Origin of the sequence: Bartonella sp. AA56HLJMS, assembly GCF_042197145.1 — a bacterium.
In the GTDB taxonomy this organism is placed as follows: domain Bacteria; phylum Pseudomonadota; class Alphaproteobacteria; order Rhizobiales; family Rhizobiaceae; genus Bartonella.
The window spans coordinates 77,377-103,403 of the sequence record NZ_JBHIRL010000003.1 but is presented as its reverse complement, the minus strand read 5'-3'; the positions used below and the strand labels follow the sequence as shown (position 1 = coordinate 103,403).

Sequence of the window (26,027 nt, the reverse complement as noted above, 5' to 3'; positions counted from 1 at the left end):
TTTTTATTGTAAATTTCCTGAAATTACTTTATGAATTAAAAGATGTTTTGGTCGCATACGCAACGACCAAGAGGGTCTTGAAAGCCCGAAAATCTAAACATGAATTTACCCCACTTTGTGGGTATCCCGGAATTCCGGGAGTTTTTGCTATGTCCAGGTGCTTTAAGCACTAAAAGCAAAAAAAGCTGATTAGATTTCAGTACTTTCAAGCTCCCGGAATACTCATGCGAGGGCGCTCGCAACCGGCGGGGAAAAATGCAATCTCAAAATCTTAATATTGATCTTTTTATTGGCAAAAAAATTCGTTTGAGACGAAAAATGCTAAAAATGTCTCAAACAACTTTAGGGCACGCTTTAGGCGTCAGCTTCCAACAAATTCAAAAATATGAAAACGGCTTAAATCGTGTCAGCGCAGGGCGTTTAATGGAAATTTCTGATATTTTGAATGTTCCTATTGCCTTTTTTTACGCGGATATCATTACAAAACACCAGCCCCCGTATCATCATGATGAAATCGCATCAAGCACAGAGGAATACCTGCTGCTCAAAAGATTTAGAGTTCTAACAACGGTAAAAAAGAAAGCCTTTTTACAGCTGATCTCTGATGAGAATGCAAGCTAACATCACGCGATAGTGTGTGCTATTCAAAGTCCCCTTTGTGAACACTTTATTGCTTGAATGCAAAACATGCCACCCCTCCATTTTAAGAAACGACACGTTAAGAGACACTATTTTAATTTTTATTGTAAATTTCCTAAAATTACTTTATGAATTAGAAGATGTTTTGGTCGCATACGCAACGATCAATAGGGCCTTGAAAACCCGAAAACTCAAACATGAATTTATCCCACTTTGTGGGTATCCCGGAATTCCGGGAGTTTTTGCTATGTCCAGGTGCTTTAAGCACTAAAAGCAAAAAGGCTGATTTGAGTTCAGTATTTTCAAGCTCCCGGAATACTCATGCGAGGGCGCTCGCAACCGGCGGGGAAAAATGCAATCTCAAAATCTTAATATTGATCTTTTTATTGGCAAAAAAATTCGTTTGAGACGAAAAATGCTAAAAATGTCTCAAACAACTTTAGGGCACGCTTTAGGCGTCAGCTTCCAACAAATTCAAAAATATGAAAACGGCTTAAATCGTGTCAGCGCAGGGCGTTTAATGGAAATTTCTGATATTTTGAATGTTCCTATTGCCTTTTTTTACGCGGATATCATTACAAAACACCAGCCCCCGTATCATCATGATGAAATCGCATCAAGCACAGAGGAATACCTGCTGCTCAAAAGATTTAGAGTTCTAACAACGGTAAAAAAGAAAGCCTTTTTACAGCTGATCTCTGATGAGAATGCAAGCTAACATCACACGGATAGCGTGCGCTATTCATAAGCATTCATACGTATTTTTAAAAGCAACCTCCATTGTAAGCATTTTTTCATTTTAGGGGGAGAAGCCATTGATATAATAGAAGATAAGCATCTTTACATACGATAACCCTTCATCATTATTATTTTTAACAGGACTGTTTTAAACAGTCTGTCTCTCGTCGACATTTATGCTACTTTTTTAACTTACCCAACCCTACCTTGAACCAAGACGAAAAACTGAGAGATAAAAAGTAATATAGAAATGAAATTCTTATACGGCTTGTAATGATGAAAAAAAAATGTGAAAATTCTGATCGGTAATGAGGAGAAAACACCATGATCAAGAGAAGCGTGAAGCTGCTCATCTTAGGCGTGATTGGGCTTGCAAGTTCTGCTGTAAGTTCAGCGGGAAACACTGAAGAAATCTCAAATTCTGAAAGCTCTTTCAATACGATTCAAGAAGCTTCAAACACTCAAGAACCCTTTCAGCCCTTAAAAGCTGGAGACTATGACCAAGCCTATGACTATTACATCCAAGGTTATTATTTAAAAGCTTTTCGTGAAGCACTCCGACGTGCTGAAAAAAATGATCCTTTTGCACAAACTCTTCTTGCCCGAATTTATATGGAAGGATGTGCTGTTCCTATTGACGGTGCGCGTGCTGCTTTATGGTTTGAACGCGCTGCAAAACAGGGAGAACCCCAAGCACAACTACGCTATGGACTTATGTTGTTTGATGGTAACTTTATAAAACAAAATCAAGAACTTGGTGCGCAATTCATTCGAAAAGCTGTCAAAGCAGGCGTCAAGGAAGCCTATTTTTATTATGGACAACTGCTTCTTTATAAAGCCTCACAGGAAAAACAAGCTCTCCCTGGTGTTTCTTCCCAAAGTCGTGAAAATGAAGCAATCGAGCAAGCCTTAAAATGGTACTTAAAAGGTGCTGCTCTTGGCGATGCTGAAGCGGCTTTTTCTGCTGCAAAAATTCTTTCCTTAGGCACGTTAAAGCGACCAAAAGATGATCGCAATGCCCGCAAGCTCATGGAGGTAGCGGCTCAAAACAACCACTTAAAAGCTCAACTTCATTTAGCACAATGGCTTGTACAGGGGCGTGGAGGAGAAACAGATTTTCAGCGTGCTTTTCATTTACTTCAAAGAAATGCTATCAACATGGTAGCACCAGCACAGATTTCCCTTGCAAGGCTTTATCGAGATGGCACAGGAACAAAAGGCGATATAATAATGGCAGCGGCATGGTATATGCTCGCAAAGGAGGCAAAAATGCAAGCTCCTGATCTTGAAATAATGCTCCAAGGCATGGATAAGGCACAACTAGAAAAAGCGCACAAAGAAGCAATAAAGCTCCTTCCTGTTTTTTAAAATACTCCTCTCTGCATCAAAAAGATAAAATTTATAGAAATTCCGGGAGATTGTGCTCTGTCCAGGTGCTTTAAGCACTAAAAGCAAAATGCTGATTTGAGGTCAGTGTTTTTAGACTCCCAGAATACCAACGCGAGGGCGCTCGCAACCGGCGGGGGCTTTAAAATGCGAGCCAAAAATCTTGATAACGACATTTTCATTGATAAAAAAATTCGTTTGAGACAAAAAATGCTAAAAATGTCTCAAAAAACATTAGGTTAACATTTAGGTGCCACTTTCCAACAAATCCAGAAATATGAAAACGGCTTAAATCGTGTCAGCATAGGGCGTTTAAAATAAATTGCCGCTATCTCAAATGTTCTACTTTCCTTTTTCTATGCTGATATCTTAACAAAACAACAGCCCCCGTACTCTCATGATGAAATCGCATCAAGTACAGAAAAATACCTGCTTCTCAAAAAATTTAGAGTCCTAACCTCGATAAAACAAAGAGCCATTTTACAGCTCATCTCTGATGAGAATACAAACGAACACCCTCCGATAACACACCACGCTCTATCCCATGAGACACTATAATAAACTCCGTATTCACATATTCATCACATATTCTTAATTAAAAACATCTCATGGTTTTAGGGAACTTATATCATTGCCATCAATTATATCATTGCCATCAATTATATTATTGCCATCAATGATGATATTTTACGACACAACGGGATAAATTTCCCCCAAAATTCTAAAAAATTTTTGTGCAAATTTTTAAAAAGCTTGCGTCTGAGCGCTTTTTATGGTCTTGCAAAGAGCTGAAAAGCAAAAATACATAAAGGTCCTTTTTTACTTAAGCTTTTCTCTTTGCAAAAAGCAGGAGAAAGCCCATAAAGAGCACACAGGACCATGAGAGAGCCGCAAGGTTAATCAAAGGGATTTTAGCCCGAAAATAACAAAAGAGCTTGACTGTTAAAGGCAGCAAAGAAAAGCGCCATAAAGACAACAAGAGAGTTCTTTTTGCAAGAATAGAATTGGATAGAAACGATGAAAATTAATGGCAATGAAATTCGCCCTGGTAATGTGATCGAACATCAAGGAAGCTTATGGGTTGCTGTTAAATGCAACGCTGTAAAACCAGGAAAAGGTGGTGCATTTAACCAAGTTGAAATGAAAAATTTGATTGATGGTACAAAACTTAATGAGCGATTTCGCGCTGCTGAGACAGTCGAACGCGTGCGCCTTGAACAAAAAGATTTCACCTTTCTTTATCAACAAGGGGATGCTTTGGTCTTTATGGATTCAGAATCTTATGAACAACTAGAACTTCAAAAGGATTTTGTTGGTGAACGTGCTGCTTTTCTCCAAGATGGGATGACAGTTACAGTTGAACTTTATCAAGAAAAGCCTATTGGCATCTCACTTCCTGATCAAGTTGCTGTCACGATTGCAGAAGCCGACCCTGCCATCAAAGGACAAACGGTTACCTCCTCTTATAAACCCGCCATTCTTGAAAACGGGATTCGTATTCTTGTTCCCCCCTTTATGAATGCTGGTGAACGTATCATTGTAGACACCAATGAATTGATTTATTTGCGTCGCGCAAATGAAAAAGATAAATAAAGGAATAAAAAATGGCCCATTCTGCAGTCATGAATGTCATGGTGCAAGCTGCAATGAAAGCAGGACGCTCGTTGGTACGTGATTACGGTGAAGTGCAAAATTTGCAAGTGTCTTTGAAAGGACCAGCAGATTATGTCAGCCAAGCAGATCGCAAAGCGGAAAAAATTATTTTCAATGAATTAAGCAAAGCGCGCCCCAAATTTGGTTTTCTGATGGAAGAGTCAGAAGAAATCATTGGAGAAGATTCACAACACCGTTTTATTGTTGACCCTTTAGATGGCACCACAAATTTTCTCCATGGCATTCCTTTTTTTGCTGTTTCCATTGCCTTAGAAAGCCAAGGAAAAATCGTTGGTGGTGTCATTTACAATCCCGTGAGTGATGAACTCTTTACCGCAGAACGCGGGTGTGGTGCTTTTTTCAATGACCGCCGCTGTCGCGTTTCTGCTCGACGCAGACTAGAAGATTGTGTCATTGCCACAGGAATGCCTCATTTTGGTCGCCCAAATCATGGAACCTACCTTATTGAATTACGTAATGTGATGGCAGAGGTTGCCGGACTTCGCCGTTTTGGTGCTGCTGCTCTTGATTTAGCTTATGTGGCTGCTGGAAGAACCGATGGCTTTTGGGAAGATAACCTGCAAATTTGGGATATGGCTGCTGGAATACTGATGGTTCGTGAAGCCGGTGGTTTTGTCACCGATAAAGAAGGCGGCAACAATATATTTCGCAAAAAAAACATCATTGCCGGAAATGAACACATTCGCCTAAAATTAGAAAGAGTTCTCAAAAAAGGCATTTAAGCCTAAAAAAATCCAGCAGATGACCTCAGCCAAGCAGATCGCAAAGCGGAAAAAATTATTTTCAATGAATTAAGCAAAGCACACCCCAAATTTGGTTTTCTGATGGAAGAGTCAGAAGAAATCACTGGAGAAGATTCACAACACCGTTTTATTGTTGACCCTTTGAGATGGCACCACAAATTTTCTCCATGGCATTCCTTTTTTTGCTGTTTCCATTGCCTTAGAAAGCCAAGGAAAAATCGTTGGTGGTGTCATTTACAATCCCGTGAGTGATGAACTCTTTACCGCAGAACGCGGGTGTGGTGCTTTTTTCAATGACCGCCGCTGTCGCGTTTCTGCTCGACGCAGACTAGAAGATTGTGTCATTGCCACAGGAATGCCTCATTTTGGTCGCCCAAATCATGGAGCCTATCTTATTGAATTACGCAATATAATGATGGAAGTTACTGGACTGCACTGTCTTAGCGCTGCTCTTGAGTTTATCTTATGTCGCCGCAGAAAAAACCGATGGTTTTTGGGGAGATAACCTGCACATTTTTGATAAAACTACCAGCATACTGATGCTTCGCAAAACCGGTGTTTTTGTCACTGATAAAGAAGGCAGCAGCGATATATTTCGCAAAAACACATCATTGCTTGCAATAAACACATTCGCATCAAACTATAAAAAAAAACTTCAAAAAAGCATTTAATTCTTACAGTTTTTTTACAAAACCCTTAGAACTTTAAAAAAACACGTGAAGAGAAAGTTTTAAATTTTCTTTCAAATAACGATAGGAAATAACTGATTAGATAGTGACAAAAACATCATCACGAATAAAAAATATACCCGCTATACCCACCACAAAAGCAATCCCCAATAGCTTACCTTATTGACGTTTCTGTTATCCAAATCCCCCTCCAAACAATCTGCAAAAGGCAATAAACAAAAAAACATCACAACCAAACGCCACAAGAAACAATTATCGCACCTGAGGCAAAAACCTCTCCTACTTCTCTTGAGAGATCACTCTTACACTGCGCGCAAAAACTTGACTCTAGAAGAGCCCACTCTCTCCTTTTTGGTAAGAGCTGCTGTACATTACTCTCACTGCTTATCAATATGTTTCACCACCGCGTGTGATAACAGAGGTTTCAGTAAATTCACCGATTCATACAATTGTTACCAGCTTCTCCTTCTTTTCAGCATTATTCTAAAGTATGTATCAAATAGGCATGGGATTTATAAAAATGCACATTTTTGTTCTCGAGAATTGCTTCTTGAAATTCGCTCACGAACTGTTCTTGATCTTTTTTGATAGCCTCTTCCAGTGCATTTACCTTTTCATCACCAAAAATGATTTTTAATTTTTCTTTTGAATTTCCTATTTTGACAAGCATTTTCCAAAAGATCCATTGATTATCACATTTCTTACTTGACCACTTCATCCATTCTATGACTCCTAATTTATAGGCTTTTTCATATGTTGGAGTCTCTTTAGCAATACGCAACCCCTTTTTCTTTTCTTTATCTTTCTCTCTACAAACATCAATGTCATTTCTAACCGTGGAGTAACGACAATCCTTATCAAAGGCCATATATCCTTCTTTTACCGTATCAATAAGCTGCTTATAGTAAATAAAAGTTTTTCTTGCCGCTTTATAAGCACTGGAAATATCATACAATAATGCTAGAAGCTCTCTTTTACAAATGCATAGTAATTCAGCATCTCTAGGCAGACTAAGATACCAACAAGACAGTATCTCTTCTAGCGTTTCATATTCTGTATATTTAGGTATATCTTCATAATAAATTTCCAAAGACTTTAACTCTTCATAGTATCCTGAAGCCTTGTCTTGTAGTTGCTGTTCATATTCAGCCGTAATCATATCATCAATCATATATAACCACCAATGAAACAACAGCATTGTAGGCTTATAGCGCTTTTTTTTCGTCAAAGGGTCCACAAACTTTCGTAATGTGACACCATTCTGTCTCATGAATCGCACAACTTTAGGATAAGTTTCTTTAAAAATTGGACGCATCATTAATTCATTTATTTTTTGATATGTTCATCAGTCAGTTCTTTTGTCAGCGCCTTTTCATACAAAAACCACGCTTCTCCATATCCTTGCATACAAATATCTTTTACCATCAAAGGCCATTGTCCGCTCGATTCAGAAGATAGCCAATGTTCAGGATTTTTTATCTCCAGTAAATCTCTTTCCCAATGCTTTGCTTCTTCATCCCATTGTTTAATCCATTTTGGCGATATTTTTTGAGTTTTTTTAACAAGCCTTTGTTCCCATTGTGCAATAATATTTTGGTATATCGCGCACTCTCGATCTTTTAGCTGCAGTAATTTCTCAAACTGTTCAAGTTGTTCAATTAATTGCTTTTTCTGATAATTTGCTAACCAAAGACTATAGATTATGCTCCCTATTATAACTATTCCTACTATAACTCTGAAAGTATCCTGATCACTCATTCTTGCTCTCTTTTATTCCCACCAATATTTAACGCAGCTCTTTTATCGATCCCTCGATATTGTATCATTATGTGTACATCTTATTTGAAAATCACTACATATTATATTTTAATAAAAACAATACACAAAATATAGATATTTTTTCTGGTAAAATAAAACAATTTGTATTTAATTGTACTGCTCTAATGATTTATGCAATTTTAAGAAGAGCTTTATAATTCTTAAAATGCACTCCCACAATATTGGTTCAAAGTACTCAAAAGCCTAACACAGCAAAACATGGCTGCGTGCTCACCTTGTTTTATAAAATTGATAAAAAGCGTCTTTCTACTCATTTATCGGCTCTTTTTTAGTAAAGCGACATCATCATACACTTTCCTAATCCCCTCAATATTACTACAGCCCCTAAAACTTGAGACGCTTCATGAAGAAGACTTATTCTTTCTTTAAGTATTTTTACTTCACGCAATCTTCCCTGCTTGGTATATGCAAGAGACATGGTTTTGACTAATGCAACATAATCAAATTTGAAACGAGAAATTCCATGTAAGATCTTTCATGAAAAACAATGAGTTATCATTATAAATCAACGTGACAGTGCTGTTATGAAGAGAACTCCTCGCTCATCTTAATAGTCCATAGCGATTTAACTGGATATCGTTTTATATTCTATACACAGAAGTGTCTTTATAAAAATACTTCATCTCAGGCAAAAAAAAAGAACAGCCTATTAAAAAAGAAAAACATCTCAATGCTTGCCTTTCTTTTTTCCATGAGAGTTTCAAATTGATAAGCCTGTCTGAAAAGAGTGCTGTTTATGCCCTTAAAAATACTGCTCTTGTATCAAGATCACTTACTCAGATGAGAATTGCAGTTTAGCCAAATGCGCATAAACATTATTTTTTTATAATGAGTTGTGTGTTCCTTCTTCCACAAAAGCGCCTTTATCTATCACGAGAATACGATCAGCTTTTAAAATTGTTGCCAAACGATGGGCAATGACCAAGGTTGTACAATTTTGCATCAATCCTTCTAAGGCATTTTGCACTAACTTTTCACTGTTTGCATCTAAAGAAAATGTTGCTTCATCAAGCAGCAACATTTTGATTTATAATAATAATTCATTATTTTATAGGTTGAATGAGAATCCCGAATACCGTAAGATTCTCTCATTTCAAACCTGTTCCATGGTGAACCAATCAAAACCATGTTTTTTGCACGTACCAAGCGGAGAGAGCCCACGTGAATAAAAAACTATTAAGAAAGAACTTAAAATGCCTATAATAAATTATCTCAAGTGCCAAGGGCTGTAGCAACATCCACGAGTTGGCAAATATAATGATGGTGCCGGCTTGCAGTAAGAGGGCTGCATTTCTTAAAATCGCGCGTGCAATACCAATGCGTTGTTTTTGCCCCCCAGAAAGCATGGTACCACGTTCTTCTACTTGCGTATCCAAGCCATCTGGTAAAGCTTGAATAAATTCAAATGCATTGGCCGCTTTAGAAGCGGCCAAAATTTCCTCTCCATGGGTATGTTCAGTTCCAAAAAAGAAGAAAAGTTTACAATTATTTTATTTCAAGTCTTTATACTCTAGGGAAGAAAGGATTTATGCATATATTCAAAATGATTTTTGAATTTAAAAACGCAACCACAATGATTTATAAGTATTTAAGACCCATCTGTTTATGTCGGATGCGTTTTTGAATTAATATTTAAAGTGCACTCTTTGATAGGATAAAAAACTCATCGTTTGCAATCGATTTGTTTAAAACCTTTGTACCCCATAAAAGGAGGCTTTTACATGCCAATATTACCAAAACGATTTTTGAATTTAGAAAGACGACCACCACGATCTACGAGTGTTTGGGAGCCACCTGTCCATGCCGGATGCGTTCTTGGATCAATATCTAGATTAAGAGTATCGCCTTCTTTTCCCCAAGTAGAGCGCGTCGTATATTGGGTTCCATCCGTCATAACAACGGTAATTTTATGATAGTTGGGGTGAATATTCGCTTTCATGCGTCAAACCTTTTGCGTTTATAGAATGAAATAGCACTTGCTTGTTTTTTTAAGTGCACTTCCTTTGTCTTTTTGATACATTGATTTAAAGTATTTATTCCTATAACTGAGCACGCATCAAAAAACAAGTGTTCAAGATACATCATTGTATCAAGTGTTACAAATCCAATACAGTGAGCAAAATTTTATGACATTACGTTCTCGTTCAGAAAAATCGACAAAGTCTTCCCCTAAAAAATCTTCATTCTCTTCGCTTGCAATTTTTGTTCCTTATCTTTTGCGCTATCGTTGGTTGTTTATCTTTGCTTTTCTAGCGTTATCTGTTGCTGCTCTAGTCACATTAGCTTTGCCTGTGGCTATCCGCCAAATGTTTGATCATGGGTTTTCTACTTCAAGCCATGGACATATCAATTTTTACTTTGGAATTTTATTTATCTTAGCCTTGTTTCTCGCATTTGCTTCAGCAGCCCGTTATTACTGTGTTATCACCTTAGGAGAACGGATTGTTGCCGATTTACGGCGTGATGTGTTTGTCCATATTATGAAACTTTCTCCTGCTTTTTTTGATCGGTCACATTCAGGAGAGATTGTTTCAAGGCTTCTAACAGATACCACACAAATAAAATTAGCTGTGGGCTCTACCGCCTCTACCGCATTGCGTCAGCTGATTATCGTGATCGGAGCCGTCGTAATGATGGTGATCACCAATGCTAAATTGTCTTTGTTGGTTTTAGCTGCTATTCCTGTTGTGGCCATTCCCTTAGTAGTCTTTGGACGTAAAGTTCGCTCTCGTACCCGCGCGGCGCAAGATCGTCTCGCAGATGCCAATGCTGTTGCTACAGAGCAGGTAAGTGCTATTCGCACTGTGCAAGCTTTTACCGCTGAAAAACTCGTTACAATACGTTTTTCACAATTGATAGAACGTGCTTTTCAAACAGCACGTGCTTCTGTAATCTTGCGCTCCTTTTTTACGGGGTTTGCAATTTTTTTGGTTTTTAGCAGTGTGGTTGCTGTTTTATGGATTGGATCGCGTGATGTTTTGAATGGAACGATGACAGGAGGGACATTAGGGCAATTTGTCCTTTATGCGGTTTTTGGAGCTTCTACTTTTGCGCAATTATCGGAACTGGGAGCAGAATTAATCCAAGCAGCAGGCGCTGCTGAACGGCTTGCCGAATTATTACAAGAACAACCTACTATTGTAGCACCTAAAAATCCTTTATCATTGGAGCAACCTGTTCGAGGTGAACTTGTTTTTGATCAGGTTGATTTTACCTATCCTTCTAGACCACAAGAGAAGGTTTTACGCTCGCTTTCATTTTCTGTAAAAGCAGGCGAAACGGTTGCTTTTGTTGGAGCTTCCGGAGCAGGAAAAAGCAGCATTTTTTCTTTGATCCTTCGTTTTTATGATCCGACAAATGGAACAATTCGGTTGGATGGCATGGAAATTAATCGCCTTTCTTTACAAGATTTACGCAGTGCAATTTCCTATGTTCCACAAGATGTTGCTATTTTTGATGGAACATTGCGTGATAATATTATTTTTGGAACTGAAAATACCCATGAAGAAGAAATCCTTGCTGCTGCTAAAGCGGCTAATGCACTTGAATTTATTCAAGCTTTACCAGATGGCTTGGATACGCAAGTAGGAGAACGCGGTACCATGCTTTCTGGGGGGCAAAAACAACGCATTGGTATTGCGCGGGCAATTTTAAGAAATGCACCCCTGTTGCTGCTTGATGAAGCAACATCGGCTTTAGATGCAAACAGTGAAAAGTTGGTGCAAGACGCCTTAGAAGGGTTGATGCAAAACCGCACAACCTTGATCATTGCACATCGTTTGGCAACAATTTTAAAAGCAGATCGCATTCTTGTTATGGATAAAGGCGCCCTTGTGGAAGAAGGAACCCATGCCGAACTTGTGGCAAAAAATGGCGTTTATGCTTACCTCGCAAAACTCCAATTTTCACCCGAATAAGTAATCTTGATACAAGAGCAATATCTTTAAGGGCATAAACAGCACTTTTTTCAGACAGGCTTATCAATTTAAATCTCTCATGGAAAAAAGAAAAGCAAGCATTGAGATGTTTTTCTTTTTTCTGCGCAAGATGGAGTATTTTTATAAAGACACTTCTGTGTACAGAATATAAAATGATACCAAGTTAATCGCTATGGGCTATTAAGATGTGCAAGGAGTTCTCTTCATAACAGCACTGTCACGTTGATTTATAAGGATAATTCATTGTTTTCCATGAAAGATCATGAATACCATAGGATTTTCTCATGTCAAACCCTCATAGTGAGTCAAACAAAATCTCTTGGCTTGCTCATCACAAGCAGAGTTGGTGTGTGGAGTAAAACGGTACAAGAAAGAGGTAAAATACCTCCCTTGCCCCTTTACGTTCTAAGGGCTGTCAAAACATTGGGGCGCTGACAAAAGAGTATACGCTGGCAAAAAGTATAATAGGTGCTCGCTTGCTGAAACCCTTATGCGGCTCACTTGATAGGCTCTAGGGACACAAGCACTACCCTAAAGACTGACCACACTCTTTAAAAAACTGAATATGAAAAACTTTTCATACCCTCTCTCACCGCTCTAAACAATAGTATTTACTGAAAATCATGACAAATTGTAATTCACAAATACGCTTCTCTCTATTGCAAGAATATCCTTTTATTCTCTTTCAAAAACACGAACACTTTTTGAACACTGTTTGCAGATTTATATTATTGAAAAAGAGCAAAGACTTTTTTAGCACTTTTGGGCTTCTTATAACTTTGTGAGAGCACATGAGCAACAGCTTTTATAATAAACCGGCTTTTGGCAAAATTGTAAAATTTTATCAAATTTATTGTTTGTAAATATCACCACGACCACTGTTCTGCTCTTGCAGACACCGCAACCTCAAAACACCGTTCTCTTTGCTCATAAATTGTCTCTCCAGCTCTCTCTTTCAGGCATAGCCCATAAAAATAAGGATAGAGTACTTCGATTGAACACCATCTTCTCACCCCCTCCAAGCCCAATATATTTTACAGCTCTCAATTTTATAGCACCCCCTCTGTCGTGCTTTAAGAAAGCATTTTAACGATGATACGAACATGTACAAAGAGGATATATCTTTAGGGTATTTATGTTTTAAAGCTTGCACTAAATCATAATTTTTTTTGTATAGCGAGCCAAGCATATGCAGAACTGACACCCTAACCATTTCAAACCATTCAGCTGTTTCAGGAACAGATAAGCCAAGTTTTACGATTATATCTTCAACCACGAATTCACCGAAGTACGGAGGATTTTCACCATTTTTTAGCGCTCCCTCTTCAGTGATCCTCTCGATAATTAACTCATTCAGCATCTATACCAGCAAAGCGAAATATTACGTGCTAATTTTCCTTTACATTCATTAACCAAGCCCCCTCAAAATAACCTTTTAATAAATAGAGCGAAAAGGATAAGTCTTCAAAACCATTTGGTAACTATATCAAGAGCACCTAAAATACGCCTTAGTTGCTCAATATAGGCGATTTTCCCCTTTTTATCGTATCAGTCTTGTAGAAGACTTTAAGTCTTTTATGCTTAAATCAAAAAATTATAATTGGATTATATTGCATAAAGATGCTTTTTCTCATTTTTCCATTTAACACACGATAAAGTACAATTTAGGTACGATGAGAAGCTTTCCCCTTATATCATGATTTCAGAACCACATGAGAAGAATAAAAGATGATGTGGCTTAATAAGAGAGTTTGTTCATAAGCCGTTTTGGTGTCTTAAGGTCAAGGATGCCGTTAGGCGCAACTTGTAAAGGGTTGCCTTGAGCTTAAAGACCAAGGCTTGTTAGCCCATTTATTAAACGCGAGTTTGATGTTATGATTTTGGAGAGCGATTATTAAGAATTTGAGAGGCAGACAGCCTCTCATTTTGATTTGTATGCAAACGAATTGCACCCTATTTATTCAGGGAGAATAAGAACATACCCAGGAGGTGCTAAACGGAATAAGAGAGCGTCGTAACCCCACGCAGCATACAGGGAGCAAATAGAAAAAATGCCTTCAAGAATTGTTAAGAGTAATGTGAGCGATATACCGGCTTCATCCTGCTGTTGCTTCGCGGCGTTCTATAAGATATCCGAAAAAAAATAAAAAGCACGTTATTCCACTCGCACCTGCAAAGAAGCTTAGTACGGCATGAACCGGTCCACGTATGCTGAACAGGATAAGAAAAATTGTGAAAGTAAATACTGTAAAGATCCCTTCGAATACCCCACGCACCATATTGCACAATTTTCGCATCATAATTGCAGAAAAGCTCTATTCTGCGTATCGATTTTTTCTTTTGATGCTTGTATTCTTAGAAGATATAGCGTCCACAACTCCTCCCGTTTTAAGCCAAGATGCTATGAAGTTAGTTATCTTTAATTATATCATCAAAAAATAGGTGTTTTATTGAGGGGCAAATCTATTTTCTTTCGCAAGAGTTATTCAATTCGTTCGCCAATAGAAAGTCTACCCCCATTGAAGAAGAAGCTACCCTGATGCAGAAAAGCTTCATAAGCTGTATTCCAATCCGCTCAGAAATCGCAACTCTCTAATCTACCCGCTTAATCCACCTTTAAAACTGCAATCAAATGAATTCTGCTGATGACAAGTAATGATAACATGAAAAAGAAAAAATATCACAATATCAAACTCTTCAATACAGTATGAGCTTTATGATTTTCACTCAAAAAGTAAGTACCACCTCATGAACGACACCATACTAAAGTGCTGTGCATTCACAAATTTCCTAGCATTATCTCCCCTTCTCGAAATTGCACCTCTCCCGCAATCTTATCTCTCGATAGCACCCATTAAAGACTTTTAAAAGGTCCAAGGAAAAAACTCTCTGAGAAAGCTTTTAAGCCTAAAATGCCCCCGCCATTTTTATCATGATGAGGGCACCCAAAAAATCACGCAGAAATATGAAAAATCTCTCCGCATTTAAGAACAGAGCTTGTGCTTCAATCGCACGCTTTTTCTTGTTCTTTTGTCCATTGTCCCAAAGCCGCAAGATGGTTCATCCGAGCCCGATGACTAAATGCCTTCTGTGCAACAGCAATATTCTCATCTTTTCCAGCCCATGCTTTTAAGGCAGCTGCTTGCAATGCGCGTCCATAGGAAAAGGTCAATTTCCAAGGCAATGCGCCCAAAGAATTCATAGCAGATAAATGCGCCGTTGCTTCCTGATCAGACTGTCCTCCAGAAAGAAAAGCAATTCCGGGAACAGCGGCAGGAACAGTCTGTTTAAGCACCTGGACAGTCTTTTCAGCAACTTCTTCAACAGAAGCCTTGCGAGCATCCTTTCCATCAATCACCATATTGGGTTTTAAAATCATCCCCTCCAAAAGAACACGAGCTTCAAACAATTCTTTAAAGACAGCCTGCAAAACAGTGCGTGTCACCTCAAAGCAGCGTGTAATTGAATGCCCACACGATGATCCATCCATCAACACTTCCGGCTCAACAATGGGCACAATATTGAACTCCTGACATAAGGCAGCATAGCGTGCAAGAGCTTGTGCATTTTGTCTTATGGCGCCTCTTGTTGGCAAAGTGTGTTCATCAATAGCAATTACCGCCCGCCATTTAGCAAAACGTGCTCCCAAAGCATAATAATCTTTTAGCCGCTCACGAAGACCATCCAACCCTTCGGTAATTGTTTCTTGGGGAAAAGCAGCCAAGGGTTTTGCACCGGTATCAACTTTAATCCCTGGCAAAGCGCCTGAATCCCGAATAAGATCCGTCAACATTTTCCCAATTGATGCTTTTTGCCGAATGGTTTCATCAAATAAAATAACCCCAGAGATGGCGTTTTCCATCGCTTCTTTTGTACTAAAAAGCATTTCACGATAAGCACGGCGCTTATCTTCATTGGATTCAACACCAATGCTTTCAAAACGCTTTCCAATGGTCGCCGTACTTTCATCTGCCGCCAAAATACCTTTACCCGCATGCACCAAAGCAAGTGCAATATCTTCAAGCCGTTCATTCATAAAAAATTCCTCTTATTTTGTCTTAATTTCTAAAAGTGCGCAACACTATCAAAACACTCTACACGATTGTATAGCTTTTCTTTAACCTTCCCTTCAAAGAAGCCCTTTAAGCCTGCATAAGAGCAAGAATACCAGGAAGAACCTTACCTTCCATCCATTCCAAAAAAGCTCCTCCAGCAGTTGAGAGATAAGTAAAATCATTGGCAACACCGGCATGATTAAGGGCAAAAACCGTATCGCCCCCTCCCGCAATTGAAACCAAATTTCCCGTCAAACTACGTTCTGCTGCATGGCGTGCAACGGCAATGGTTCCCTTATCAAAGGGAGGCATCTCAAAAACACCAAGGGGTCCATTCCACACAAGAGTAGCAGCTTCATCTATCGCAGTATTGATATGCGCAATAGAGCGCGTCCCAATATCCAATATCATGCCATCTTGTGGAATATCTTCAATGTCATAAAGACGATGCGGTGCATCTTTTTCAAAACGAAATCCCACAACAGCATCCTGAGGGAGCAGAAGCGTACAGTGACACTCTTGCGCTTTTTTAATGATTTTTTTTATCGTTTCCATCAATGCATGTTCACACAGTGATTTCCCTACATGGATACCTTGCGCAGCTAAAAAACTATTAGCCATCCCCCCACCAATAATTAAGGAGTCAACTTTTTCCACCAAATGATTGAGCACAAAAAGCTTACTAGAAACCTTTGCTCCTCCCACAAGAGCAACCACAGGACGTGCTGGATTGCCAAGTCCTTTTTCTAATGCCTGCAATTCACCTTGCAAAGACCGTCCTGCATAAGAAGGCAACAAATGCGTTATTCCCTCCACCGAAGCATGGGCACGATGAGAAACTGAAAAAGCATCATTGACATAGAGATCTCCATTATGAGCCAAAGCTTCTGCAAAAGAACAATCATTCTTTTCTTCACCAGCATAAAAACGAACATTTTCAAGCAGTAAAACACCACCATTTTGTAATGACTCAACTGCAACCTGCACCGCCGAACCGATACAGTCCGGAGCAAAAGCAACCGGCTGATTAATGATCTTTTCCAGCACTTGCACAACAGGACGGAGTGAAAACTCTTGCTCTACCTTTCCTTTGGGGCGACCACAATGAGAAAGCAGAATAAGTTTAGCACCACGCTTTTGCAGCTCAACGAGTGTCTCTTTATGTCGTACAAGACGCGTCTCATCGCATACCTTACCTTGCGCCATAGGAACATTAAAATCTACGCGCACCAGAACACGTTTACCCAAAACATCAACATCATCAAGTGTACGAAACCCCATCACTGCTTCCTCTTCACTTTCCATTGTTTCAAATAAAAACGCATCCAACAACCCTGCCCACTTTTCTTTCCACTTATCCCCCTCTTTGCTTTTACAAGAGATCCACGACAGCCTATCTCTCACCCTTTGCTTAATAAAAATCCAAAGCTTTTATCGTCAAATGTACAAAAGCCCACCATTGCTCTTAATCTTCATATTCCATTGTGGCAAACAAATGCATTGGCTCAACTTGATCTCTATTAAAGCTTCCTTTTACTTCTAGGAAAAAGAGTTTACATCTCCTGTTTTCTAACGTTTTCTCAAAAGGTATCTCGTTCAGATCTTACTTTTTCAAAGTTTACTCTTTCATGCATCTTTTAAAAGCACGTATTGACACAGTATTAAAACAAAACACATCATCAATTTTTCAATAGCCTCTTCTCTCTAGCGCATGAGAACAACAGCCTCCAACTGTTTTTCTCAAAATTGCACAAAAATGAGACTTTTCCCTATAAAAAGAGGACCCTGAGGTCCTCTTATATTGTCTGAGCAAAAGCCACAGCCGTATCACTCATACGGTTAGAAAAGCCCCATTCATTATCATACCAAACCAGAACGCGACAGAGCTTACCATCAATCACTTTGGTTTGATCATTGTGGAAAATAGCTGAATGAGGATTATGATTAAAATCACAACTCACAAGCTTTTCTTCTGTCGTGTCCAACACGCCCTTCAGATGCCCTTGTGCAGCAGTAGCAATAGCTGTATTAATTTCTTCGATTGTTGTGGAACGCTTAGCGATAAATGTCAAATCAACCACAGAAACATTAGGGGTCGGAACACGAATCGATACACCATCAAGCAATCCCTTTAATTCTGGCAAGACCAATCCCACAGCTTTTGCCGCTCCTGTTGAGGTAGGAATCATAGAAAGAGCTGCCGCACGTGCACGATAAAGGTCCCGATGCATTGTATCCAATACAGGTTGATCACCCGTATAAGAATGGATTGTTGTCATAAAGCCCTTTTCAATGCCCACCGTGTTGTGTAAAACTTGTGCAACAGGCGCCAAACAATTGGTTGTACAAGAAGCATTTGAAACAACGCGATGCTCGCTGCTTAAAGATTGATGATTAACCCCATAGACGACCGTAAAATCTGCTCCTTCAGAAGGCGCAGAAATAAGAACACGCTTTGCCCCCGCATCTAAATGAGCACTTGCTTTATCACGCGCAGTAAAAATGCCCGTACATTCCAAAGCAATATCGATATCCAAATCTTTCCAAGGCAATTGAGCAGGATCACGCTCTGCGCATACCTTTATTAAACCACCTCCCACATCAATAGCATCCCCTACCACCTTAACGATACCAGGAAAACGCCCATGAACTGAATCATAGCGTAATAAATGGGCATTTGTTTCCACCGATCCCAAATCATTAATTGCAACCACTTCAACATCTTGTCGTCCACTTTCCACAAGTGCACGTAAAATATTGCGACCAATACGACCAAACCCATTAATTGCAACACGAACTGTCATTTCACATGTTTCCTCATCAATTTTTAAAAGCACAACATTTAAAACACAATAAATGGGTATTTCACCAATCCAAAATCATTAATTCCCACAATGTCAATATCTTGATCACTCACTCACTTATCCACAATAATGCACAAGATCATCCACAGCACTGCACAGAATATGATGCCCTACAATCACCCCATTCATGACAACACAAGCTGTCACTTTGTCTTTTCCTCTTTGATCTTTTCCAGCTCTTTTTCAACGGTGGCAACGACATTTTCCCAAGTAATACCAAAATGCGCATAAAGGGCATCAATTGTTCCACTTGCCCCAAAGCCCTCCATACCAATAAACACACCATCACAGCCAATAAAACGATCCCATCCTTGGGCGACAGCAGCTTCAATGGCAATTTTAATCGGTGCATCTCCAATGAGAGCACGCTGATAGGAGAGAGATTGTTGAGAAAAAAGTTCAAAACAAGGCACAGAAACCACACGCGTTGGGATGCCTTTTTCTTCTAACACCGCATGTGCCTCCACTGCAATTTGCAATTCTGAACCAGAAGCAAACAGCGTCACTTGTGCATCATCGCTAGCTGTTAGGAATTCATAAGCACCAAGCATACAGAGATTTTCTTCTTCATACTCTTGACGCAAAAGCGGTAGATTTTGTCGACTTAAAGCCAAGGTAGAAGGCGTCCCGCATGCTTTCAAAGCCAATTGCCAACACTCAACTGTCTCCATAGCATCGGCAGGACGGAACACAAAATGATTAGGCATTGCACGCAGGCAAGCCAAATGCTCTACGGGTTGATGGGTCGGACCATCTTCACCAAGACCAATAGAATCATGAGTCATGACATAAATCACCCGCAACCCCATGAGAGAAGACAAACGCATAGCAGGACGCATATAGTCAGAAAAGCATAAAAAGGTTCCCCCATAAGGAATAAAGCCGCCATAAAGGGCAAGACCATTCATCACAGCTCCCATTGCATGTTCGCGAATTCCATAATGCAGATAGCGCCCTGAAAAATCTTCAGCAGAGATACTTTTCATCTGGCTGCTTTTTGTATTATTAGATCCGGTTAAATCAGCCGAACCACCAATAGTCTCAACAACGACCTCATTGATCACTTCAAGAGCCATTTCCGAAGCTTTACGCGTAGCAACAACGGGGCGCTCTTCAACCAATTTCTGTTTATAAGTATCAATAGCGCCATCAAATCCGCCCACGAGATCGCCCCGCATCAATCTTTCAAACTCCACACGCTCTGAGACAGGAAGATCAGCAAATTTTTCTTCCCATTTTTGGCGTTTTTTAGCAGCATTGAGACTAGCCAAGCGCCAATTATCGAGAATATCGGCTGGAATAACGAAAGGCTCAGCATCCCACCCTAACGCGATACGGGTTTCAGTGATTTCTCGTGCGCCCAAAGGGGCTCCATGAATTTTATTGGTACCCGCTTTATTGGGTGCTCCAAAGCCAATTGTTGTTTTACAAGCGATCAAAGTTGGTTTATCGGAATTTTGTGCCGCCTCAATAGCTCGCGCAATTGCTGCTTGATCATGCCCATTGACTTTATGTGTCTCCCAACCAGATGCCTTAAAACGCGCAATCTGATCTGTACTGTCAGCAAGGGAAATCTCTCCATCGATAGAAATATTATTATCGTCCCACAACACAATAAGCTTATTGAGTTTCAAATGACCGGCAAGGGAAAGTGCTTCTTGAGATATCCCTTCCATAAGGCATCCATCGCCCACCAACGCATAAGTGTAATGGTTGATAAGATCACCAAAACGGGCATTTTGCAAACGCTCTCCAAGAGCCATCCCCACGGCATTAGCCAATCCTTGTCCGAGAGGACCAGTCGTTGTTTCGATTCCTGCCACATGCCCATATTCTGGATGCCCAGCAAGCTTTGCTCCTAATTGGCGAAAATTTTTGAGATCTTCAATGCCAATATCTTCATAACCAGAAAGATACAAGAGAGCATAAAGCAACATAGACCCATGTCCTGCTGATAACACAAAACGATCACGGTTAGGCCAGCGAGGTTTTTTGGGGTCATGAGCAAGGAATCTTGTATAAAGAACCGTAGCAATATCGGCTGCTCCCATTGGCAAGCCCGGATGACCAGAATTTGCTTTTTCAATCGCATCAATAGCAAGAAAACGGATAGCATTGGCCATCTGATTCTGTTGGTGGGTGTTTGTCATGAATAATCGACCATTTCGTTAAATACGTTATTCTGTTGCTTTTTCCGTATTCTCTTAAAATTCTCAAGAAATACTATTTTCTAACCATTAGCGTGAGACTTTTTGCCACCACTTCAATAATATTAATAACATTCCCCTCACGCGTTCTGTATATCCATGTCATTTATGCCAATACGCGCAAAAAATCCAGCTTTTAATTTATATCTATCCCCTGCTTTGCTTGCTAAAATATCCTACATACTTAAAAATAAAATGCACACAATACAAGAGTGAAAGTGATTCGTTTTTGCATAACACATTGATAAAGGATACAATTACCCAAAGGATAAAAGCAATGAACCAAGAGACTACAGTTCTACAAGATGCTTTAGAGCACCTAGAAAAGGCACTTAGAACTTTAGAGATCACCATAATAAACCGCAATGCCGTTATTGATAAAAATAACGAATGGGAAGAAGAAATCCAACGAATGAATGCTGACCGCAGCCATCTTGCCCAAGCGCTTGACAAAGCTGAAGCCCAAATTGAACGCTTAGAGTCCGTAAACAAAGAAGTTTCCAAACGTCTTATTAAAGCAATGGAAACAATTCGTGTTGTCATTGATAGATAAAGGTTTGAATGTATGGAAACTGTTTCCGTTACCATTGATGGTAAAGTTTATCGCATGGCTTGTGACAAAGGACAAGAACGTCGTCTTATTGCGCTTGCTGCTCAATTGGATCAATATATCACACATTTAAAGAACAATTTTGGTGAAATTGGCGACCATCGTTTATCGGTTATGGCTGGCATAATGATTATTGATGAAATGGAAGAAATAAAACGAGAAAATAAAAAATTACAAGAAGACTACAATACTCTTTTACGACTCCACAACGAAAGAGACCGTACCATGGGGAAAATTATGCGTGACACCACACAACGCATTGAAAATCTCACCAACCAATTGCTCAAAGATGATCAAAACTGCACAAACCTTCAAGAACAAGAACAGGAACAGGAAGATTTCTAAAAATTACATCAGCGCGTAATAAACCAGAGATTTGACTTGTCCGCCACATCTCACAGGATAAAAATTCTTAAACCCACACCAGTCTGTAAACAGTCTGGTTTCTTATAGGAAGGATTCCAGCTACTCACGACTTATGGGATTAACTTAAACCTCAACAAGAAAGCCCTACCCTGAATATTTCACCTCCGCACAAACGCTTCCTATATCAAGGAGACTGCCTTATATCACCACATTTCAAATGAGATGTCTTTTAACCGCGCAATAAGATAACAAAATCAACATCATTGTAAAAAAATCATATAAATGACAACAGCAACAAACAAATAAAGCACCCTTCGAAAAAAAGAGCTATATTCATGTTCCCTATGAATGCATGCCCAAAAATCCTTGCCCCTTAGATAATATTAAGCAGATTCAATATATATTAAAAAAATAACCTTATCTATTATACCGTAAAACACCGCTATTTGATACTATAAGCACCATGGAGTCTTTGCACCTGAGATATCCATCCGATGAAACCCACCGAAAAGAACCGTATCATTTATAAACCAGCGTGAACTTTAGTATTTTCATCCTTTAGAGCAGGAAAAAAGTCAAACCCGAAGAGTATGTTAATCTCATACAACCTCAAACATCATAAACAACAATAATAGCTCTTGAAAACATCCTCTACCGCTATTTTTATCCTTATAACAAACAAACAATTCATCCATACCTCTCTCCCCACCCCTCAAAATCTCCAAGCTTAATAAAAGAAAGAGCAAGTCGGCATCATCATTATAGTCAGCCCTCAGTATTGCGATAGCCCCCTTGGCTCGTAAAACGATTCATAAGAGGGACGCCTTTCTTGTACAGCTTTTTCCCATAAAACCCACCCGCTTATGACGTACAAGCAAAGAGTTATGATTAACAAAACATAAATAAATTTAAGAGAATCTTACGGAATTCGGGGTTCTAATTCAAGTTTAATAACGATAAATTATCATTATAAATCAATATGTTGTAAATGATTCGACAAGGCATATTTTAAAAACACATTCACCCATCACTTTTTCTCATAACATACCAGTACGATTTTTTAGGCACATAATTTTAATTTTATTCAATTCTGTTTGCAAAAGTTTAAAATGGGAAAAATTTCAAGGCTCTTATCCAAAAAGCGAAAGAATGAACTCTCAATTATCAATAAACATCTCGCTCGTATAAACATCAATAAAGCATCCCCAATCTGTCTCAATGAAATAAAAGGGGGGCTCCCATTAAATGCCCTACCGTAAAAGCAGCTTCCTCAGAACTAAAACAAAATCAACAGACCAATATCACCGCATCTGCTCCCATCCCCAAACTGGACAACCTAACGCAATACCTTTCTATCTTACGATAGAAGATAAAAGAATAATGGGTCTATGGAGGCATTCACAAGAGGCGCACACCCGTTGTTTTTAAAGCCTGTTCAAAGGCGCATGAAAAAACACCATGCGCAAACGGCTCAAATCCCTTTCGTTCCATCTTGGGAGACAGAAGCAATACGCAAGAGATTTGTCGCACCAGGCGTTCCAAGGGGAACACCAGCTGTCACAAGGAAGCGATCTCCCCCTTTGCAAAAGCCTTCCTGAAATGCAATAGCTGCTGCTCGATCAACCATATCTTCTAAATTGCGAGCATCTTCGCTCACCACACAATGAAGCCCCCAAACGAGAGCCAAACGCCGTGCTGTTTCCACAATGGGCGATAAAGCAATAATGGGTCTATTAGGGCGTTCACGAGAGGCGCGCACCCCCGTTGTTCCTGAAGCCGTATAGGCAACGATAGCGGATAGTGCAAGTGTTTCAGCAATCTGACGCGCAGCAAGAGAAATCGCATCCGTTCCTGTTGATTCTGGTGCTGGATGTTGTGCCCCAACCTGAGCGGCATAAGTATGATCTTGTTCGATTTGCCGCGCGATTCGGTCCATCATAAGCACAGCTTCTTCAGGATAGCGACCAGAAGCAGATTCAGCAGACAACATCACCGCATCTGTTCCTGCATAAACTGCTGTAGCAACATCCGACACTTCTGCGCGTGTCGGAACAGGAGATGTAATCATTGATTCAAGCATCTGTGTTGCCACCACAACAGGCTTTCCTGCTAAACGACAAGCTTTTATGAGCTCCATCTGAAGTGCAGGGACCTTTTCCAAGGGCATTTCCACTCCAAGATCACCCCGTGCAATCATAATACCATCGGATACCTCAATAATTTTCTCTATATGCTCCAAGGCTTGAGGCTTTTCGATTTTAGCCATCAAAGACACTTTGCTTTTCGTCAACTGACGCACCGCCATAATATCTTCTGGACGTTGAATAAAAGAAAGAGCAACCCAATCAACAGGCTGCTGTAAAAGAGCCTGAAGATCCTCCTTATCTTTTGACGTCATCGAATCAAAAGGCAAAATTGTATCGGGAAAACTGACACCCTTTCGATCAGAAATACGGGTACCAGCAACCACGCGACACTGTACAAAGTGATCATCACAAACTTGCGCACGCAGTTCCACCCTTCCATCATCAATCAACAACCGATCCCCTGGTTTAACAGCCGAAAATACATCCTCATGAGGGAAAAAAACACGCTGTGCATCACCAAGAACATCGCGATTATCTAACGTAAAGCTTTGCCCAACACGCAAATCTTCTTGACCCTTAGCAAAACGTCCCACACGCAGTTTTGGCCCCTGAAGATCCACCAAAATACCTATGGGGCGTCGAACTGTTTTTTCAACTTCTCGTATAGACTTGACCAAATCACCCAGCATATCACGATCAGTATGGCTCATATTAAGACGAAAAACGTCTGCCCCTGCCCTAAAAAGCTTCTCAATCATCAAACGAGAAAAAGAAGAAGGACCAAGAGTTGCAATAATTTTTACTTTACGTGCACGTTTCACGGTGGAGAATTTCCTGAAAGAGAAGGTATAACTGAATTGTTTAACAAAGACTCATCCGTCAACTGTACCATCCAACTGGTTTGATTTCCGGTATCGATCTCTTTAAATTCAGCCTTTTGATATCCTCGAGGGAAACAATCATGAACCCCTTGAATGGTAAATTGGCTATCTTGTACACACATGGTCACAGAGCCTGCCCAGTTCCCTTTTTTTTGTGCCCCTTCCGCATAAAAATAATAAAACCGTGAAGCAAGAGGCCCCTCAATTAAAGTTTTACATTCCGTCACTGGTACCGTCCACCAGCCTTCGCTCACCCACCCTGAAAATGTACGATATCCAAGAGCAACCCCTACAGACTGTTGGGTTGTATTACAAACTCTAAAGTCAGCTTTTGCAAAAACAACAAGGGGAAACAAGAGCAAAATGCTCAAGAGAAAAACTTTTAATCCTTTCTGAAACACCCAATATCGCTTTTTTAAAATCACAAAACTTCCTCTATAATGCCAAATTCTCAAAACAAATTACACATTTCTTTTTTTTTAAAGCTTTTCAAATCTAAAACGTATATTTTTATATTTTTCTTTTTATAGCCCTTTTATCAATGCATATATCTTAAAAATTTTACAAAATATTTAAAGTCAATTTGTAAAAAAGCTGTGTAGCTTGATTTACTTTTTGTTTTCAAGCTTTTTTAACATAAATTCGTCGTCGAAAAACAACTTAAAATATATAACTTGGAGAAAAATACAATGAACGATACAGTAACCGATCAAACACACGCTATATCCGTAAACCAATTACGCTCTTTTATCGAACGTATTGAACGACTAGAAGAAGAGAAAAAAACCATTTCTGATGATATTAAAGACGTTTACACTGAACTTAAAGGCTCTGGTTTTGATAGTAAAGCTGTTCGAAGCATTATACGGCTGCGTAAAAAAGAAGAACATGAACGAATGGAAGAAGAAGCAATCATTGAGCTATATAAAAATGCGCTTGGTATGAATTAAAGCCATTGATAACATTGGAAATTTTCTTAAGAAAAGAAAATACAAAAAACAAATGAATGTATAAAAATTTCACCCAAACAATAAGCCGTTTGTGTAACTTGTAACGAGACTATCGGTCACAGAATACATAATATTGCAACAGCCCTCACATTTAAAAGGATTTATACAGAGAATTTTTATTCTTGTTCTTCAATAATTTTTATCCACATAAACCCTCACTTGTATGCCAACCTATGCCAACTCAGTTTGTGATGTGCAAGAGAGGTGTTTTTTATGATTAAACATCAATAAATTTGAAGTGAGAAAGTCTTCCGATATTGAGGACTCTCTTCAAATTAAAAAAATGAGTTATGATGATAAA

At 39.4% G+C, this 26,027-nt stretch carries 20 protein-coding genes and 3 pseudogenes; 11 read left to right on the top strand and 12 right to left on the bottom strand.

What is annotated here, in order from left to right; all coding sequences use genetic code 11:
- Nucleotides 1–255: 255 nt before the first annotated feature.
- The 7 genes and pseudogenes from ACFINI_RS02985 to ACFINI_RS02955 form a co-directional block, all read left to right on the top strand.
- Nucleotides 256–621, top strand: coding sequence for a helix-turn-helix domain-containing protein (locus ACFINI_RS02985; RefSeq protein WP_375611749.1), 366 nt, complete (start codon nt 256–258; stop codon nt 619–621).
- Between the two features lie 370 nt (nt 622–991).
- Complete coding sequence (locus ACFINI_RS02980; RefSeq protein ID WP_375611749.1) at nt 992–1,357, top strand: helix-turn-helix domain-containing protein; 366 nt, start codon at nt 992–994, stop codon at nt 1,355–1,357.
- Between the two features lie 344 nt (nt 1,358–1,701).
- On the top strand, nt 1,702–2,745 hold the full coding sequence (locus tag ACFINI_RS02975; protein ID WP_375613198.1) for a tetratricopeptide repeat protein: 1,044 nt from the start codon (nt 1,702–1,704) through the stop codon (nt 2,743–2,745).
- Nucleotides 2,746–2,910: 165 nt separating this feature from the next.
- Nucleotides 2,911–3,321, top strand: a pseudogene (locus tag ACFINI_RS02970) (helix-turn-helix domain-containing protein).
- 459 nt (nt 3,322–3,780) lie between these two features.
- A complete protein-coding gene (gene efp / locus ACFINI_RS02965; RefSeq protein WP_015856958.1) occupies nt 3,781–4,356 on the top strand; it encodes an elongation factor P in 576 nt (191 codons plus the stop codon).
- A gap of 11 nt (nt 4,357–4,367) precedes the next feature.
- Nucleotides 4,368–5,159 (top strand): inositol monophosphatase family protein, encoded by a 792-nt coding sequence (locus tag ACFINI_RS02960; protein ID WP_375633435.1) that lies wholly within the window; start codon nt 4,368–4,370, stop codon nt 5,157–5,159.
- Between the two features lie 6 nt (nt 5,160–5,165).
- Nucleotides 5,166–5,851, top strand: a pseudogene (locus tag ACFINI_RS02955) (inositol monophosphatase family protein); the annotation flags it as partial.
- Nucleotides 5,852–6,347: 496 nt separating this feature from the next.
- Here ACFINI_RS02955 and ACFINI_RS02950 read toward each other — a convergent pair.
- The 5 genes and pseudogenes from ACFINI_RS02950 to rpmE form a co-directional block, all read right to left on the bottom strand.
- On the bottom strand, nt 6,348–7,187 hold the full coding sequence (locus tag ACFINI_RS02950; protein ID WP_375645634.1) for a hypothetical protein: 840 nt from the start codon (nt 7,185–7,187) through the stop codon (nt 6,348–6,350).
- A gap of 8 nt (nt 7,188–7,195) precedes the next feature.
- Complete coding sequence (locus tag ACFINI_RS02945) at nt 7,196–7,627, bottom strand: hypothetical protein (protein ID WP_375645630.1); 432 nt, start codon at nt 7,625–7,627, stop codon at nt 7,196–7,198.
- A gap of 904 nt (nt 7,628–8,531) precedes the next feature.
- Nucleotides 8,532–8,729 (bottom strand): annotated as a pseudogene (locus ACFINI_RS02940) (ABC transporter); the annotation flags it as partial.
- Between the two features lie 97 nt (nt 8,730–8,826).
- Nucleotides 8,827–9,141, bottom strand: a complete 315-nt coding sequence (locus tag ACFINI_RS02935) for an ATP-binding cassette domain-containing protein (RefSeq protein ID WP_375621001.1) — start codon at nt 9,139–9,141, stop codon at nt 8,827–8,829.
- A gap of 284 nt (nt 9,142–9,425) precedes the next feature.
- Entirely contained in the window at nt 9,426–9,647 is a 222-nt protein-coding gene (gene rpmE, locus ACFINI_RS02930; RefSeq protein WP_005774581.1) for a 50S ribosomal protein L31, read from the bottom strand.
- A gap of 187 nt (nt 9,648–9,834) precedes the next feature.
- Between rpmE and ACFINI_RS02925 the strand changes: the two genes are divergently transcribed.
- The gene (locus ACFINI_RS02925) at nt 9,835–11,625 is read left to right on the top strand and encodes an ABC transporter transmembrane domain-containing protein (RefSeq protein ID WP_375645623.1); all 1,791 of its coding nucleotides are present in this window, start codon (nt 9,835–9,837) and stop codon (nt 11,623–11,625) included.
- 1,030 nt (nt 11,626–12,655) lie between these two features.
- Here the strand turns inward: ACFINI_RS02925 and ACFINI_RS02920 are convergent.
- The 5 genes from ACFINI_RS02920 to tkt all read right to left on the bottom strand — a co-directional run bounded on the left by ACFINI_RS02920 (nt 12,656) and on the right by tkt (nt 20,715).
- Complete coding sequence (locus tag ACFINI_RS02920; RefSeq protein WP_375645619.1) at nt 12,656–13,006, bottom strand: hypothetical protein; 351 nt, start codon at nt 13,004–13,006, stop codon at nt 12,656–12,658.
- Between the two features lie 1,644 nt (nt 13,007–14,650).
- Complete coding sequence (locus ACFINI_RS02915) at nt 14,651–15,682, bottom strand: class I fructose-bisphosphate aldolase (protein WP_375621004.1); 1,032 nt, start codon at nt 15,680–15,682, stop codon at nt 14,651–14,653.
- 106 nt (nt 15,683–15,788) lie between these two features.
- A complete protein-coding gene (locus ACFINI_RS02910) occupies nt 15,789–16,982 on the bottom strand; it encodes a phosphoglycerate kinase (RefSeq protein WP_375621050.1) in 1,194 nt (397 codons plus the stop codon).
- A 515-nt stretch (nt 16,983–17,497) separates the two neighbouring features.
- Entirely contained in the window at nt 17,498–18,505 is a 1,008-nt protein-coding gene (gene gap / locus ACFINI_RS02905) for a type I glyceraldehyde-3-phosphate dehydrogenase (protein ID WP_375645614.1), read from the bottom strand.
- Nucleotides 18,506–18,708: 203 nt separating this feature from the next.
- A complete protein-coding gene (gene tkt, locus ACFINI_RS02900; protein ID WP_375640601.1) occupies nt 18,709–20,715 on the bottom strand; it encodes a transketolase in 2,007 nt (668 codons plus the stop codon).
- Nucleotides 20,716–21,049: 334 nt separating this feature from the next.
- Between tkt and ACFINI_RS02895 the strand changes: the two genes are divergently transcribed.
- The gene (locus ACFINI_RS02895; protein ID WP_005774573.1) at nt 21,050–21,325 is read left to right on the top strand and encodes a DUF4164 domain-containing protein; all 276 of its coding nucleotides are present in this window, start codon (nt 21,050–21,052) and stop codon (nt 21,323–21,325) included.
- 12 nt (nt 21,326–21,337) lie between these two features.
- A complete protein-coding gene (locus tag ACFINI_RS02890) occupies nt 21,338–21,727 on the top strand; it encodes a cell division protein ZapA (protein WP_375629691.1) in 390 nt (129 codons plus the stop codon).
- Between the two features lie 1,492 nt (nt 21,728–23,219).
- On the opposite strand, the gene pyk is transcribed toward ACFINI_RS02890, so the two are convergent.
- Nucleotides 23,220–24,656, bottom strand: coding sequence for a pyruvate kinase (pyk, locus tag ACFINI_RS02885; RefSeq protein WP_375645609.1), 1,437 nt, complete (start codon nt 24,654–24,656; stop codon nt 23,220–23,222).
- Nucleotides 24,653–25,141, bottom strand: a complete 489-nt coding sequence (locus ACFINI_RS02880) for a DUF1036 domain-containing protein (RefSeq protein ID WP_273790491.1) — start codon at nt 25,139–25,141, stop codon at nt 24,653–24,655. The genes pyk and ACFINI_RS02880 overlap by 4 nt, the downstream gene beginning before the upstream one ends.
- A 264-nt stretch (nt 25,142–25,405) precedes the next feature.
- Between ACFINI_RS02880 and ACFINI_RS02875 the strand changes: the two genes are divergently transcribed.
- On the top strand, nt 25,406–25,666 hold the full coding sequence (locus ACFINI_RS02875; protein WP_005774567.1) for a DUF2312 domain-containing protein: 261 nt from the start codon (nt 25,406–25,408) through the stop codon (nt 25,664–25,666).
- The last annotated feature ends 361 nt before the right edge of the window (nt 25,667–26,027 follow it).

Coding starts and splice junctions, on each gene's coding strand:
- ACFINI_RS02945 (WP_375645630.1), bottom strand. CDS start 7,627: ATGAGTGATCAGGATACTTTCAGAGTTATAGTAGGAATAGTTATAATA.
- tkt (WP_375640601.1), bottom strand. CDS start 20,715: ATGACAAACACCCACCAACAGAATCAGATGGCCAATGCTATCCGTTTT.
- efp (WP_015856958.1), top strand. CDS start 3,781: ATGAAAATTAATGGCAATGAAATTCGCCCTGGTAATGTGATCGAACAT.
- ACFINI_RS02890 (WP_375629691.1), top strand. CDS start 21,338: ATGGAAACTGTTTCCGTTACCATTGATGGTAAAGTTTATCGCATGGCT.
- gap (WP_375645614.1), bottom strand. CDS start 18,505: ATGACAGTTCGTGTTGCAATTAATGGGTTTGGTCGTATTGGTCGCAAT.
- ACFINI_RS02925 (WP_375645623.1), top strand. CDS start 9,835: ATGACATTACGTTCTCGTTCAGAAAAATCGACAAAGTCTTCCCCTAAA.
- ACFINI_RS02875 (WP_005774567.1), top strand. CDS start 25,406: ATGAACGATACAGTAACCGATCAAACACACGCTATATCCGTAAACCAA.
- ACFINI_RS02910 (WP_375621050.1), bottom strand. CDS start 16,982: ATGGGGTTTCGTACACTTGATGATGTTGATGTTTTGGGTAAACGTGTT.
- rpmE (WP_005774581.1), bottom strand. CDS start 9,647: ATGAAAGCGAATATTCACCCCAACTATCATAAAATTACCGTTGTTATG.
- ACFINI_RS02960 (WP_375633435.1), top strand. CDS start 4,368: ATGGCCCATTCTGCAGTCATGAATGTCATGGTGCAAGCTGCAATGAAA.
- ACFINI_RS02980 (WP_375611749.1), top strand. CDS start 992: ATGCAATCTCAAAATCTTAATATTGATCTTTTTATTGGCAAAAAAATT.
- ACFINI_RS02895 (WP_005774573.1), top strand. CDS start 21,050: ATGAACCAAGAGACTACAGTTCTACAAGATGCTTTAGAGCACCTAGAA.
- ACFINI_RS02975 (WP_375613198.1), top strand. CDS start 1,702: ATGATCAAGAGAAGCGTGAAGCTGCTCATCTTAGGCGTGATTGGGCTT.
- ACFINI_RS02920 (WP_375645619.1), bottom strand. CDS start 13,006: ATGCTGAATGAGTTAATTATCGAGAGGATCACTGAAGAGGGAGCGCTA.
- ACFINI_RS02950 (WP_375645634.1), bottom strand. CDS start 7,187: ATGATGCGTCCAATTTTTAAAGAAACTTATCCTAAAGTTGTGCGATTC.
- ACFINI_RS02985 (WP_375611749.1), top strand. CDS start 256: ATGCAATCTCAAAATCTTAATATTGATCTTTTTATTGGCAAAAAAATT.
- ACFINI_RS02915 (WP_375621004.1), bottom strand. CDS start 15,682: ATGAATGAACGGCTTGAAGATATTGCACTTGCTTTGGTGCATGCGGGT.